General features: G+C 29.7%; 12 protein-coding genes. 8 read left to right on the top strand and 4 right to left on the bottom strand.

Annotation, left to right across the window (positions count from 1 at the left end; all coding sequences use genetic code 11):
• Positions 1 to 36: 36 nt before the first annotated feature.
• Genes pgi through AVBRAN12647_RS00160 form a run of 4 tightly spaced genes read right to left on the bottom strand, consistent with a single transcriptional unit; the run spans position 37 to position 4,579 of the window.
• Positions 37 to 1,674 (bottom strand): glucose-6-phosphate isomerase, encoded by a 1,638-nt coding sequence (gene pgi, locus AVBRAN12647_RS00175; RefSeq protein ID WP_214120226.1) that lies wholly within the window; start codon positions 1,672 to 1,674, stop codon positions 37 to 39.
• Entirely contained in the window at positions 1,674 to 2,645 is a 972-nt protein-coding gene (locus AVBRAN12647_RS00170; protein WP_214150114.1) for a glucokinase, read from the bottom strand. The genes pgi and AVBRAN12647_RS00170 overlap by 1 nt, the downstream gene beginning before the upstream one ends.
• Positions 2,626 to 3,297, bottom strand: a complete 672-nt coding sequence (gene pgl, locus AVBRAN12647_RS00165) for a 6-phosphogluconolactonase (RefSeq protein WP_214117927.1) — start codon at positions 3,295 to 3,297, stop codon at positions 2,626 to 2,628. The genes AVBRAN12647_RS00170 and pgl overlap by 20 nt, the downstream gene beginning before the upstream one ends.
• 1 nt (position 3,298) lies before the next feature.
• Complete coding sequence (locus AVBRAN12647_RS00160; RefSeq protein ID WP_336614491.1) at positions 3,299 to 4,579, bottom strand: glucose-6-phosphate dehydrogenase; 1,281 nt, start codon at positions 4,577 to 4,579, stop codon at positions 3,299 to 3,301.
• A 112-nt stretch (positions 4,580 to 4,691) separates the two neighbouring features.
• Here AVBRAN12647_RS00160 and edd point away from each other — a divergent pair, with 112 nt between their 5' ends.
• From edd to hypF, 8 genes are all read left to right on the top strand, one after another.
• Complete coding sequence (gene edd / locus AVBRAN12647_RS00155; protein WP_336614490.1) at positions 4,692 to 6,488, top strand: phosphogluconate dehydratase; 1,797 nt, start codon at positions 4,692 to 4,694, stop codon at positions 6,486 to 6,488.
• Positions 6,489 to 6,498: 10 nt separating this feature from the next.
• Positions 6,499 to 7,125 carry a bifunctional 4-hydroxy-2-oxoglutarate aldolase/2-dehydro-3-deoxy-phosphogluconate aldolase gene (locus AVBRAN12647_RS00150; RefSeq protein ID WP_239802693.1) on the top strand — a complete coding sequence of 209 codons (627 nt, stop codon included), beginning with the start codon at positions 6,499 to 6,501 and terminating at the stop codon, positions 7,123 to 7,125.
• 268 nt (positions 7,126 to 7,393) lie between these two features.
• Entirely contained in the window at positions 7,394 to 8,491 is a 1,098-nt protein-coding gene (locus AVBRAN12647_RS00145) for a hydrogenase small subunit (RefSeq protein ID WP_442862266.1), read from the top strand.
• Positions 8,492 to 8,494: 3 nt separating this feature from the next.
• Positions 8,495 to 10,201 carry a nickel-dependent hydrogenase large subunit gene (locus tag AVBRAN12647_RS00140; RefSeq protein WP_336614489.1) on the top strand — a complete coding sequence of 569 codons (1,707 nt, stop codon included), beginning with the start codon at positions 8,495 to 8,497 and terminating at the stop codon, positions 10,199 to 10,201.
• 1 nt (position 10,202) lies between these two features.
• Complete coding sequence (cybH, locus tag AVBRAN12647_RS00135; protein ID WP_336609268.1) at positions 10,203 to 10,850, top strand: Ni/Fe-hydrogenase, b-type cytochrome subunit; 648 nt, start codon at positions 10,203 to 10,205, stop codon at positions 10,848 to 10,850.
• Positions 10,847 to 11,419, top strand: a complete 573-nt coding sequence (locus tag AVBRAN12647_RS00130; RefSeq protein WP_336607203.1) for a HyaD/HybD family hydrogenase maturation endopeptidase — start codon at positions 10,847 to 10,849, stop codon at positions 11,417 to 11,419. The genes cybH and AVBRAN12647_RS00130 overlap by 4 nt, the downstream gene beginning before the upstream one ends.
• A complete protein-coding gene (locus AVBRAN12647_RS00125) occupies positions 11,409 to 12,551 on the top strand; it encodes a hypothetical protein (protein ID WP_336614488.1) in 1,143 nt (380 codons plus the stop codon). Before AVBRAN12647_RS00130 ends, AVBRAN12647_RS00125 begins: the two co-directional genes overlap by 11 nt.
• A complete protein-coding gene (gene hypF / locus AVBRAN12647_RS00120; RefSeq protein WP_336614487.1) occupies positions 12,535 to 14,655 on the top strand; it encodes a carbamoyltransferase HypF in 2,121 nt (706 codons plus the stop codon). Before AVBRAN12647_RS00125 ends, hypF begins: the two co-directional genes overlap by 17 nt.
• Positions 14,656 to 14,689: the final 34 nt, after the last annotated feature.

Here is a 14,689-nt window from a genome sequence, read left to right as displayed (position 1 = left end):
ATTTAAAATAGGAATTTCATAAAGAAATTCCTAAAATTATTTTTTATTAAACTCTTTATATAATTTTATTAGATTTGTAGTTGAGCTATCGTGCTCGTAACTCACATCACTTCTTAGCTCTTCAAGTATTGTTTTAGCCAAAGTTTTACCTAATTCAACGCCAAATTGGTCAAAACTATTTATCCCCCAAATCACACCTTGAACGAATATTTTATGCTCATATAATGCAATTAGACTACCTAGATTTCTAGGGCTTATTCTTTCTAATAAAATCGTATTGCTAGGGCGATTTCCCGAAAATTCTTTATGTGGGATTAGCTTTTCTATCTCACTTTCACTTAAATTACTTTTACTAAGTTCAGCTCTTACTTCATCCTTGTTTTTGCCTTTCATAAAGGCTTCAGCTTGAGCGAATACATTGCTAATTAAAATTTCGTGGTGTTCTGGCATATCGTGTGGTTTTTCAAGACTTACTATTAAATCAATCGGACTTATATGAGTTCCTTGATGAAGTAGTTGAAAAAATGCGTGTTGAGCGTTAATTCCTGTCTCACCCCAAATAATTGGAGAAGTTTCGTAATTAATTAATTCCCCATTTTTACTAACTTGTTTTCCATTACTTTCCATATCAAGTTGTTGAATAAATCTTGGAAAATGCTTTAAATATTCATCATAAGGTGCGATTATATGTGAGCCACCACCATAAAAATTAATATACCAAATACCTATTAAAGCCAAAATCACAGGCAAGTTTTTAGAATATTCAGCAGAGCTAAAATGCGAATCCATTAAATATGCACCTTCTAGCATTTGCCAAAAATGTTCTTTTCCTAAATAAATCATAATAGGAAGACCAATTGCAGACCACAAACTATAACGCCCACCGACCCAGTTCCAGAACTCAAACATATTATTGCTATCTATTCCAAATTCTTCAACAGCTTTTTTATTAGTTGAAACTGCTACGAAATGTTTAGCTACAAAGCGTTTATTAACTGCGTGATTTAAAAACCACTCTCTAGCAGTTAAGGCATTTGTTAGGGTTTCTTGAGTTACGAATGTTTTTGACGCTATTATAAAAAGTGTAGTTTCTGGATGAACGCTATCTAATACATTTTGTAATTTTGAGCCATCTACGTTTGATACAAAGTGCATTTTTAGTCTTGGGTGTGCGTATTTTTTCAAAGCATCACAAGCCATCAATGGTCCTAAATCAGAGCCACCAATTCCTATATTTACAATATCAGTTATTACTTGATTTGTATAGCCTAGCCACTCGCCTGATCTTATTGCGTGAGAGAATTTTTCCATTTTGTTTAGCACTGCATTTACATCATCCATTATGTTTTCATTATCTACATAAATAGGTGTATTTATACGATTTCTAAGAGCAATATGTAAAGCTGCTCTATTTTCTGTGGTATTAATCTTTTTACCACTAAACATATCTTTAATGTTTTGTTCTAAATTAGCTTCTTTTGCAAGATTAATAAGATTGCTTAAAATCTCTTCATCTATTCTATTTTTAGAATAATCAACCTTAATCCCACCAACTTCTAAAAAGTATTTATTCGCTCTATTATTATCATTAGCAAATAATTCTTTCATATGAGTATCTTTTGATTTGTTGTATAAAGACCATAATTTTTCATAGCTTTTTAATTTGCTTAACATTATTTATCCTTTAAATGATTTTGCAGTGCTACACTAGCGCCGTTTATACCTGGAAATTTTGATAAAACCACAAATACAGGAATTGCTGCTAAATAACTATCAAATCTACCTTTATTCTCAAATCTTGCTCTAAATGATGAGTGTTTAAAATACCCTAATATCTTAGGAATTATTCCACCACAAATATAAACACCACCCCTAGCACCTAGAGTTAATGCCAAATTTGATGCAATTGTTCCTAGCATTGCACAAAATATATCAAGACTTAATCTACATAAAGCTGATTTTTCGCTTAATGCTAGTTCGCTAATTTTACTAGCGTCTAAAGTATCATTTATACCTTCTTTATGTGCTAAAGCTTCATATATTAGCTCAAGTCCCATTCCGCTAAGCAATCTTTCAGCCGATACATGCCCGAATTTGTTTTTTGCATAATGCCAAATCATTGATTCAATCTCATCAAAAGGTGCAAAGCTAACATGTCCACCTTCACCTGATAGTGCAATATAACCATTTTTACTAGGGATTAATCCACTAACTCCAAGTCCTGTGCCAGGCCCTAAAACAGCTTTTACGCAATTTTCTTCAGCTTCTCTTCCACCAATTTGAACTAATTCATCACTATTTAATTTTGTAATAGCAAGTGCTTGAGCGGTAAAATCATTTAGAATTAATAAAGTATCAAATCCTAATGCAAGTCTTGTGGTATTGATTGAAAAAGCCCAATGATTATTAGTCATTTGTATAAAATCACTTGTAACAGGATTTGCCATTGCAAAAGCAGCGTGTTTTACATTTACATTTTTATCTTTTAAATATGCTCTTACAGCATCTATTATAGTATCGTAGTCTTTGCATTGTAAGACTTCTATTTTATCTATATTTCCTGATTTAAATTCTAATGCAAATCTAGCATTAGTTCCACCAATATCTGCTAATAATCTTGGATATTCATTTTGCGTAATAGACATCTAAATTTCCTTTTGAATTAATCACATAACTTATTGGATATTTTTTATTTTTTTCTTTACAAGCTAATAAAAATACTTGATATTTCTCATCTCCACTGATATTTAAAAATATTCTTTTAGCTTTTAATATGCTTTCTAAACTAAGGCTAATTCTATCGTAATTAGGAGTTTTTACTATGTGATAAGCTTGGTTTTCATCACTTAATAATTCATCTAAATTAGAAGCCGTTGGAAAGATTGATGCAGTATGAGCATCAGCTCCCATACCTAAAATCAAAATATCAGGAGTTTGATAAATATTATTAGCGTGGTTTTTTAAAGCTTCATAATCATTAATTAATTCATCTTTAATACAAGTAATTAAATTAGCCTTACTAGCGTCATTTTGTAATAGATTTTGCTTTACTAGATTTGTATTACTATCTTCGTGATTTGTAGGTAAAATCCTTTCATCTACTAAAAATACATTTACTTTAGTCCAGTCAAGCTTTTCTTTACTTAATTTAATAAATAAATCTTTAGGACTTTTACCACCTGATACATAAAAATTTACGCTACCTTTACTATTAATACATTCATTTAATGAAAATACTAATTCTTTATATAAAGCGATTTCGCTTATGTTTTTGTCATTGAATGTAAATAATCTCATCTTAGTCCTTAAAAATAATTTCATTTGTGTAGGCTTTGTATTTATGCATTGTAAAATCATCATTATCAATTACATCTTGCACCCATTTCCAAGCACTCTCTAGCTCATCTTTTTCATTAAATGAACTTAAATCTTTATTAATTACATTTAAAAGTAATCTTTCATAAGGTGGCATTTTTTCAATATCACAAATTCCTATTTCAAATTCTTTAAACTCTTCGGCTATTTTTAAAAGGAATTTGATTTTAGGTTTTGGTTGGATTTCTATATACATTTTTCCACCATTTTTAAAGCCAATATCAAAATATACTTTATTTTCAGCCATTCTTTTGCCTGTTGCAAGTTTTATTAAAACGCCTTTATAATTTTCTTGATTTGAACTAGTTTTAATTGATACGAAAGTTTCTGTCCTACTATCTTTAGCCACATTTAATTCGTCTAAATAACTTAAGCTATCTTCATTAGCTTCATATTGAGCTTTAATTACATTTTTAAAATCAATTTTTTCAAGTGAGTTAAAAAATTCAAGCTTAGCTTTTCTAATATTAGTTGAATTAATATCAATCATAAATAAAGCTAACATTTGTAACATATGATTTTGTAACATATCTCTTAAAGCACCGCAGCTATCATAAAACTCTCCACGACTTTCAACACCTAAACGCTCTAAAACATATAAATTAATGCTTTTTACATAGTCTTTATTAAGTAGTGCATTAAAATGTGGATTTTGTTTTCTAAACTCAAATAATTCTTTAACCATACTTTTACCAAGATAATGATCAATTCTATAAATTTGTTCTTCTTTATAATATTTTGCTACGCTTTCATTGATTGCTCTGCATTCATTTAAACTCATTCCTAAAGGTTTTTCAAGAACTATTCTAACATTGTCTTTATTCATATTTAATTCGCTTAAATTCTTACAGCAAGTGATGAAAAATTCAGGCGAAATTGAAAAATATATAATAGTATCTTTGCCATCTCTTAAATTGTTTTTAAGTTTTTTAAAATCTTCAAGATTATTAATATCTACGCTCTCATAAGATATTTTTTCTAAAAAATCGTTCCATTTTGTAGTATCTTTTAAATGGATTTTTGATTTGTCGTTTAATTTTTGCTTAAATTCTTCTAAGCTAAGCTTACTTCTACCTGTAGCAAGTATTTTAAAATCTTCGTGAAGCAAGTCATTTAAAAAGGCTTCATAAAGTGAAGGAAAAAGTTTTCTAAGAGCTAAATCTCCAGTAGCTCCGAATAATAAAAAATCAAAATTAGTTTTCATAAATAATCCCTAAATAAAAATAATTTTTTAAATCTTACTAAAAAGGATTTAACATTAATAACATTTATTTATTTATAATAAATCAAATATTTTAAATGAAAGAAGCTTATTTATGACAAATAAAAAATTATTAGAAATCACTGAAAAGATTATAAAAAGAAGTGAAAAAACTAGAAAAGATTATCTTAATTTAATAGATAATGCTAATGAAAAAATCAATCGCTCAAAGTTAGGTTGTGCTAATTTAGCTCACGCTTATGCAGCAATTCCTGAAAGTGTAAGAGAAAAATTAAATAATTCAAATAGCACTCATTTAGCTATTATTTCAAGCTATAACGATGTTTTATCAGCTCACGAACCTTATAAGGATTATCCTTTAAAATTAAAGCAATCTTGTATAAAAGAAGGTGTAAGCGTTCAAGTTGCAAGCTGCACTCCTTCAATGTGTGATGGTATTACTCAAGGCTATGATGGTATGCAACTTAGCCTTTATTCTCGTGATGTAATAGCTATGAGCACAGCAATTGGATTATCTCATAATGTTTTTGATGGGGCGTTTTATCTTGGAGTGTGTGATAAGATAGTTCCTGGACTTTTAATGGGAGCATTAAGATTTGGACAATTACCTGCTATGTTTATTCCAAGTGGTCCTATGCCAACAGGACTTAGTAATTCTGATAAAAGTATTGCTAGAGAAAAATACGCTCAAGGACTTATTTCTAAGCAAGATTTATTAAATACTGAAATGAAAATGTATCATAGTTCAGGAACTTGCACCTTTTATGGAACTGCTAATTCAAATCAAGTTATGATTGAATTATTAGGTCTTCATATGCCAAATTCTGCTTTTATTAATCCAAATACAAGGCTAAGAGAAAAAATAATTGATTTTAGTGCTAGACATTTTGCAAAAGGTGTAAAAGATAAAAGTATTTTACCAATAGGTAAAATGATAGATGAAAAAAGTATAGTAAATGCAATAGTAGGGCTTATGGCAACAGGTGGCTCAACCAATCATACTTTACACTTAATTGCAATTGCAAAGGCTGCAGGAATTATTATTAATTGGGATGATTTTAATGATATTTCAAATATTACTCCACTTTTAGCTAAGGTTTATCCTAATGGTAAGGCTGATATAAATGATTTTTATGAAGCGGGTGGATTGTCGTTTGTAATTAATGAATTATTAAATAATGGTGCATTACATGATGATGTAAATACTATAGCAGGATTTGGGCTTAGCAATTATACGAAAGACCCTATCTTAAAAGATGATGAAATTACTTATGAAAAATGCCTTGAAAATAGCAGAAATGTTGAAATAATCACGACTTATGATAAGCCATTTAGCACTACAGGTGGGCTAAAAGTTTTAAGTGGAAATATTGGTCGCTCGGTAATTAAAGTAAGTGCTGTAAGCGATGATAATTTATATATTAAACAAAGAGCTATCGTATTTAACGACCAACTTGAGTTAATGAAAGCTTACGAAAAAGGCGAATTAAATAAAGACTTCATAGCAGTTGTAAAATATCAAGGCCCAAGAGCAAATGGAATGCCTGAACTTCATAAATTAATTCCACCTTTAGGGGTATTAATGTCTAAAGGATATAAAGTTGCATTAATTACTGATGGTAGAATGAGTGGGGCTAGTGGAAAAGTTCCTGCAGCAATCCATACAAGTCCTGAAGCCTTGTTAAATGGAAATATTGCTAAGATTAAAGATGGGGATTTGATAGAATTTGATGCAATCAATGGCACTTTAAATGTATTAGAAGATGATTTCTTAACTAGAGAAATTAAGCATATTGATTTAAGCGCAAATGAGTTAGGTAGTGGTAGAGAGCTTTTTAAAGCTTTAAGAAATAGTTGTTTAAGCGCCGAAGAAGGCGGAGTAAGTTTTTAAGGAAAAAATAATGAATGCAAGAGAAATTTTAAAAATAAATCCAGTAATTCCTGTGATAGCAATTGATGATATAAATGATGCCTTACCTTTAGCTAAGGCTTTAGTTTCAGGTGGAGTAAGAGTGCTTGAAATTACTCTTAGAACTCCTGCAGGGCTAAAAGCAATTGAGTTAATTAGTAAAGAAGTTCCTGAAGCAATCGTTGGAGCAGGAACAGTAATTAATGCTAAGCAATATAAAGATGTTGTTAGTGCTGGTGCAAAGTTTGCAATAAGTCCAGGTATTACTGAAAAATTATTAAAAGAGATTGATTATAAAATCCCTTTAATAGCAGGTATTGCAAGTCCAGCAGAGCTAATGCTTGGGCTTGAATATGGGCTTGATACCTTTAAATTATTTCCTGCTAGTGTTGTTGGTGGAGTGCCTATGTTAAAGGCTATTTATGGGCCATTTAGTGATGTTAGATTTTGTCCTACGGGTGGTATTAGCGAAAATAATGCTAAAGAATATTTAAGCCAACCAAATGTGCTTTGTGTTGGTGGTTCTTGGCTTGCACCAAAAGAGCTAATAAAGGCTAAAAATTGGGATGAAATCACGAATATTGCAAGAAAAACTTTAGAGTTAAAAAATACTTTATAAGGCTTTATTTATAAGTAGGCTTAGTGCGAAAACTAAGCCTATAAAAATTAAATTCTTTACTTAAAAACATTAGCAAGATTAGAATTTAATTAGCATAAACCAATCAAACAAAAACTTTAATAAAATAATATTTTTAAGTTTAATTGTAAGAATTTTATAAGAAATTCAATTATCAAAATTAAATAATTTTAAGATTTATTTTGTCTTTTTTGTAACTTTTAGATTTTAAAAAAATACTATCATTAATAAATTTTTTTAAGGAGAGATTATGCAAATAAATCCTAATAATAAAAAAGATTTAATGCAAATACTAAGCGAACACGGCTTTACTAGAAGAGATTTTTTGAAATGGTCTAGTGGAATGGCTACTATGCTAGGACTTGGAGCTACTTTTGCACCAAGTATTGCAAATGCTGTTGAAAATAATGCTAGTAACACCCCAGTAATTTGGCTTCATATGGCAGAATGCACAGGCTGTAGTGAGAGTTTATTAAGAAGCGATGCACCTACTATTGATAGTTTGATATTTGATTATTTAAATATTGAATATCACGAAACTGTTATGGCAGCAAGTGGTCATCAAGCTGATGAGAATTTAGAAAACGCTATTAAAAAACACGCAGGAAAATATGTATTATTAGTAGAAGGTGCAGTTCCTGCAGGAAGCTCTAGTTTTTATCTAACTTTAGGTGCTAAAGGGCATACAGGTGAAGAAATAGCAAAAAATGCCTGTGCTAATGCAGCTGCTATTTTAGCAATTGGCACTTGCTCAAGCTTTGGTGGTATTCAAGCAGCAGTACCAAATCCAACAAATGCTGTGCCAATTAGTAAAATCACAAATAAAAGCGTAATTAATGTCCCAGGTTGTCCGCCTAGTGAAAAAAATATCGTAGGTTCAATCTTACAAATATTATTATTTGGAACAATGCCACTTGATAATTTTAATCGTCCAAAATGGGCATACGAGCATAGAATTCACGATTATTGTGAGCGTAGGGGACATTTTGATGCGGGTGAGTTTGTAGAAAGTTTTGGCGATGAAGGTGCAAAGAAAGGCTATTGTCTTTATAAAGTAGGATGTAAAGGTCCATATACATTTAATAATTGTGCTAAGCAAAGATTTAATCAGCACATAAATTGGCCTATTGGTGCAGGACATGGGTGCATAGGTTGCTCTGAGCCTGATTTTTGGGATAGTATGAGAACTTACGAAGAACCTTTAAAATCACATTTATTTCAAAGTGTATTTAGCGGAATGGGTGCTGATGCTATGAGTGATAAAATAGGCATTGGTGTTTTAACTCTAACAGGAGTAGCAATAGCTGCTCACGCAACAATTTCAGCAATTAAAAAAGACAAGGAATAAAAAATGCAAAAAATAGTAGTAGATCCAATTACAAGAATTGAAGGACATTTAAGAGTAGAAGTAATAGTTGATGATGCAAATGTAGTAACTGATGCTTATGCGGGCTCAACATTATGGCGTGGAATTGAAACTATTGTAAAAGGAAGAGACCCTAGAGATGTTGGCTTTATGACTCAAAGAATTTGTGGAGTTTGCACTTATTCGCATTATAGAGCAGGTATTGAAGCGGCTGAAAATGCTTTAGGTATAGTTCCACCAAAAAATGCAAAACTTACAAGAACATTAATGAATGCAGCTTTATATATGCACGATCATTGTGTGCATTTTTATCAATTACACGGGCTTGATTTTGTTGATGTAGTGAGTGCTTTAAGTGCTGATCCAGCAAAAGCTGAAGCTGAAGCTTTAAAATGGTGTGATAAGCCTTTAGTTTGTGGTGTAGGAGAACTTAAAGCAGTTCAAGAAAAATTAAAAACATTCGTAGATAAAGGAGAATTAGGAATATTTGCGAATGCTTATTGGGGACATAAAACTTATCGCTTTAGCCCAGAGCAAAACTTAGTAGCGTTAAGTCATTATTTAGAATGCTTAAAAGTGCAAAGAACAGCAGCACAATTAATGGCTATTTTTGGTGCAAAACAACCACACCCACAAAGCTTAACCGTAGGTGGTGTAACTTGCGTTATGGATATACTTGACCCTGCTAGAATTGGCGAGTATAAAACTAAATTCTTAGAAATTAGCGATTTTATTCATCGTGCTTATTTGGCTGATATTAAGATGGCTGCGGCTGTTTATAAAAATGAGCCAAGTGTAATGAATGATGTTGGCGTTGATAATTTTATGTGTGCTGATGAGTTTTATTTAGGAGATGATTATTTATTTAAAGGTGGAATTGTAACTAATATGCTAAGCAATCCTGTATTAGATGCTATTGACGAGAGCAAAATTACAGAAGAAGCAACAAGGTCTTGGTATAAAAACGATAAAGCATTACACCCTTATGATGGCGAACAAGAGCCAAATTATACAGGTCTAAAAGATGAAAAAACTCTAAACGCTAAAGGCGAATTAGAAGATTCTAAAGTATTTGATATGAATGGAAAATATAGCTGGATTAAAGCTCCAAGATATGATAATTTACCTGTTCAAGTAGGACCACTTGCTACTATAGTTGTAAATTATTTAGCTAAAAATCCAATCGTTACAAAAGAAGTTGATGCTTTATTAGCTGAATTAAATATTGAGCTTAAAGACTTACTTAGCACTTTAGGAAGAACTGCAGCAAGAATGATTGAAGCAAAAATAATAAGCGAACACGCACTTAAAGCTCTTGATAGTTTAGTTGAAAATCTAAAAGTAGATCAAAGCACTTGCGCTCCATATAAAATAGATAATTCTAAAGAATACAAAGGTCGCTTTATAGGTAATGCTCCTAGGGGAATGCTAAGTCATTGGATTAGAATTAAAGATGGTATAGTGCAAAATTATCAAGCAGTAGTTCCATCTACTTGGAATGCAAGTCCAAAAGATGCAAATGGTAAAATGGGAACTTATGAAGCTTGTTTAATTGGTCTAAAGATTGAAGATTTAACCAAGCCACTTGAAATTATTAGAAAAATCCATTCGTATGACCCTTGCATTGCTTGTGCTGTGCATGTATTAGATAAAAAAGGTAATAAGTTAGGCGAATATAAAGTAGGAGTTTGATATGAAACATTATGAGTTTTCAATAGGGCTTAGAGCAACTCATTGGCTAAGAGCATTTGCTATTTTAGCCCTTTGTATAAGTGGCTTTTATATTGCTAGTGTGTTTATTGCACCTGATAAATCAACCGAGCCAAATCTATTTATGCAGGCTAAATTTCGTTTCGTGCATAATGTAGCTGGGTTTGTTTTATTAGCTTGTTTTATTTTTAAACTTTATCTTTTTATATTTGATAAGCTTAGCAAAAAAGAAAGAGTTAGTATTAAAGATTGCTTTAGTTTAAGAGTATGGATAGAGCAAATTAAGTTTTATTTGTTTTTAGGAAAACACCCACATTTAAAAGGTGTATATAATCCACTTCAATTTGTGAGTTATTTTTTCTTTTATATTGTTTTAGCATTATTAATAATCACAGGTTTTGTGCTATATATTAATGTTTATCACGAAGGTTTTGCTGGTGCAATAACTCCTTTTGTTAAACCATTTGAAGCAATGTTTGGCGGACTTGCAAATGTTAGGATAATTCATCATATTTTAACTTGGGTTACTATGATTTTTGTTGGTGTTCATATTTATATGGCAGTGTTTAATGCAATTAAAGGTAAAGATGGTGCAATGGATGCTATTTTTAGTGGATATAAATACAAATGAGAGTTTTAGTCCTAGGAATTGGAAATATTTTAATAGGAGATGAAGGAGCTGGAGTTATTTTTCTTGAGTATTTTAGGAAAAATCTAGCTCCTAATATTTATATTAAAGAAGAATTTAAAAATCAAGATTCGCATCAATTAGTATTCTTAGATGGTGGGACAATGGCTATGAATTTAGCTCATATAATTGCTGATTTTGATAAAGTTTATGTGATTGATTGTATAAATGCTGATGATTTAGAAGTGGGCGATGTTGTATTTTTTGACTATGATAAAGTGCCAAGTAATATAAATTATCAAGGAAGTGCTCACGAACTTGAAATGCAAATGATGCTTAATTTTATGAGTTTAGTAGGCGATTTGCCAGTTTGCAAAATATTAGGCATTGTGCCTAAAAGACTTGAACCTATGAAAATATCTTTAAGCGATGAGGTTAAAAAATCTTTTGCTTTAATGCAAAAATGTCTTTTAGAAGAGCTTAAACAAGATGGATTTTTGTTAGAATTTAAAAATGATTTTAGTATAGAACAAGCGATAGAAAATTATAGGAATTTAAGCAGTGTTAATTAGATATGATTTCAAAATAAAATTAAAAGATTTCGGATTATTTTTATTAAAAATTGCCAAGATAAATAATGTAAATTATAAACTTTATTATGAAGATGATGAGTTTTCTTTAGTTATAGATGATAATGAAGATAAGGTTTTAGCCTTTAATGAATATTTTAAAAAAATACCTTATTTTTTATTTTTAGAAGATTTTAAAATAGAGCTAGAAAATACACAAAAAACAAAAGAATTTGAAATTGAAATTCCAAAATTACCTTTAAACTTATGTGATGAAGTTTTTGATGATTTAGGTTTAAATGAGTTAGATTATACTAAAACAACAAAAAGTGATTTTGTAATAATTGCTAATTATGAATTATTACAAAAGGCTTTTATTTGTGATAAAAATACTCAAATTTTACTTAATGCTTATGAAAAACCATTTGTAAAATTAGCTTTAAAACCACTTTATAAAAAAGCACATAATTTAGGAGATTTTTTATATGTATCATTTGCTAATAGCAAAAAGCTTTTTAATGAGTTAAAAAATGCAGATGAGCTTTATTTTGTAAAAAAGCCTAAAGATTTATTATTAATAGCTCCTTTTGCTGATACATTTTGTGTAATTAATAATCCGTATTCAAATCAATTATCAACTGCTTTTAATATTGATAAATTAAGCTTTAATGTCCCTAAAAATAAAGATGAATTAATAAAATTATTACTTAGTTTAGAACAAGGCGAAAAATTATTAAAAAATTATCAAGAAAAGTTCATTTTAAATGAGTTTAGTTTAGAAAATAAAAATATATTTTCATTAATAAAATTAGCAGATATTTTGCTAGATTCTGATATTTTAAAAGTAGTGCCAAATACTTATACAAAGGGAGTTAGAATTGATTGTGAGATTAATGAAGATGGCTTAAATGTAGCTAAGTTTATCTCATCAATTATGAGCTTTAGATTAGCAAATGCAGCTTTAATAGAAGTTGGTGTTTTTGAAGCACTTGTTTTAATGATAGGAAAACTTAACGAAAACGAGCGTGAGATTTGTTCAAAGCTTATGAATTATCAGAGTTTTTTAAATTACAATGCGTTTTTAAACAAACAATTTAAGTTCAGTAAATGGGCTAATTGTGAGTGTTTTAATTAAGCTTAGTGGCAGGGTGCAAGGAGTTGGATTTCGCCCTGAAGTTTGTAAATTAGCCAAAGCAAAAAAGCTAAATGGCTATATCTTAAATGATACTTTAGGAGTTAGCTTAGCACTTGATTGTGATGAAAAAATAGCAAAAGTTTTTATAAAAGACTTAAAACAAATTCTTAAAAAAAATCGTCCATTAGCAAGTATAGAAAAAGTAAAAATAATTAAAACAAATGAAACTTATAATGATTTTGTTATTAAAAAACCAAGCAAAGATAAGCGTAATCTTGCAGTAATTTTGCCTGATTTCGCCCCTTGTAAGGATTGTATAAAAGAGCTTAATAATCCTAAATTAAAAAGAAGATTTAATCACGCCTTTATAAATTGCACTAATTGCGGCACTAGATTTAGTGTAATTTCTAAAATCCCTTACGATAGAACAAACACTTCTATGAGTGTTTTTAAAATGTGTAAAAATTGCGATAGTGAATATAATAATCTTAATGATAGGAGATTTTACGCAGAGCCTATTGCTTGTAATGATTGTGGGGCTAAGCTTAATTTTGATTTAGCAAAGGCTGTTAAATATCTAAAAGCTGGAAAAATAGTAGCTTTAAAAGGCGTTGGTGGGTTTAATTTATTATGCAATGCTAATGATTTTAATGCGGTAAATAAATTAAGAATGCTAAAAAATAGAGCTTTAAAACCACTTGCAATAATGGTAAAAGATATAAAAATGGCGAAAAAATATGCTAGTTTTACTAAGTTTGAAGAGCGTATTTTAAAGAGCAAAGAGCGACCTATATTGCTACTAAAAAGCCTTAATCAGAGTGCTTTTAATATACATTTTGATTTTAAAAATATCGGAGTATTTTTGCCAAGCGCTCCAATATTTCATATATTATTTAAAGAGCTTGATTTTGCAATAGTAGCTACAAGTGCAAACAAAAGTGGCGAGATGATTTATTCTAAAAAAAGCGATTTTAAGATTTTAAAACCTGATTTAATAATAAATCATAATAGAAAAATAATTAACAAAATTGATGATAGTGTAGGGCAAGTTGTAGCCAATAAATACCATCATTTAAGAAGTGCTAGGGGCTTTAGACCTTTTTATTACGAGCATAAAATTAAAAAAAATATAAATATCCTAGCTCTTGGAATGGAAGAAAAAAACGAGTTTTTAATATACATAAATGGGTTTTGTATTAATTCGCCTTATATTGGGGATTTAAAGGATATTAGTGTTTATAATCATTTTGTAAAAACTCTAAGATTTTTTGTGAAAAATTATAAGATTAAATTTGATTATGTTTTGTGTGATTTACACCCACATTTCATTCATAGCGAAAAAATAACAAAAGAATTTGAAATAGGAATTAGCAAAAATACAAAGATTATAAAAATCTACCATCACGCAGCCCATGCGATGAGTATTGGACTAAGAAATATTAGAGCCTTTTGTTTTGATGGCACAGGATATAAAAACAATCATCATATAAGTGGTGGCGAAGTGCTAGATATTACTAAAAACACTATAAATACAGCCTTTTGTTTTGATGAGTTTAAGCTAGTTAATGTAAAAAATAATGAATTATTAGCTTATAGTATTTTAAAAAAATACGAAATCCCGTGTAAAACTAATCTAAATTATGATATAGCATTGCAAAATTGCACTATAAATACTAGCTCATTAGGTAGAATTATTGATGCTTTTGCCTTTTTAGTTTTAGGGGTCAAAAAAAACGAATTTGAAGCACATTCAGGAATGCTTATTGAGAGTTTTTATGATGAAAATATCAAAGATATTTACAAAATTGAGTTTAAAAATAATAAGATTATTTATAAGGATATTTTTGCAACTTGCTTAAATGAAAGCAAGGTTTTAGCTTGTTCAAAATTTATTAATACCATTGTTTATATTATTAAGTTTTTAAGTCCTAATAAAAAAGCGATTTTAAGTGGCGGGGTGTTTTGTAATAAAAGCATTTTAAATCTTTTGCTAAATGATAAAGAATACAAATTCTATACTCCAAAAAACGAAGCGATAAACGATGGCTGCATAGCTTTAGGGCAGTTAAACTATTTCTTAAACAATATGGAATTTAAGGATTAATTTATTATTTATTGTTAAAATCTCGCCTTTTTTT

It is taken from the genome of Campylobacter sp. RM12647 (assembly GCF_020138135.1).
Classification (GTDB): Bacteria; Campylobacterota; Campylobacteria; order Campylobacterales; family Campylobacteraceae; genus Campylobacter_E.
This window is presented reverse-complemented; position numbering and strand designations above follow the sequence as displayed.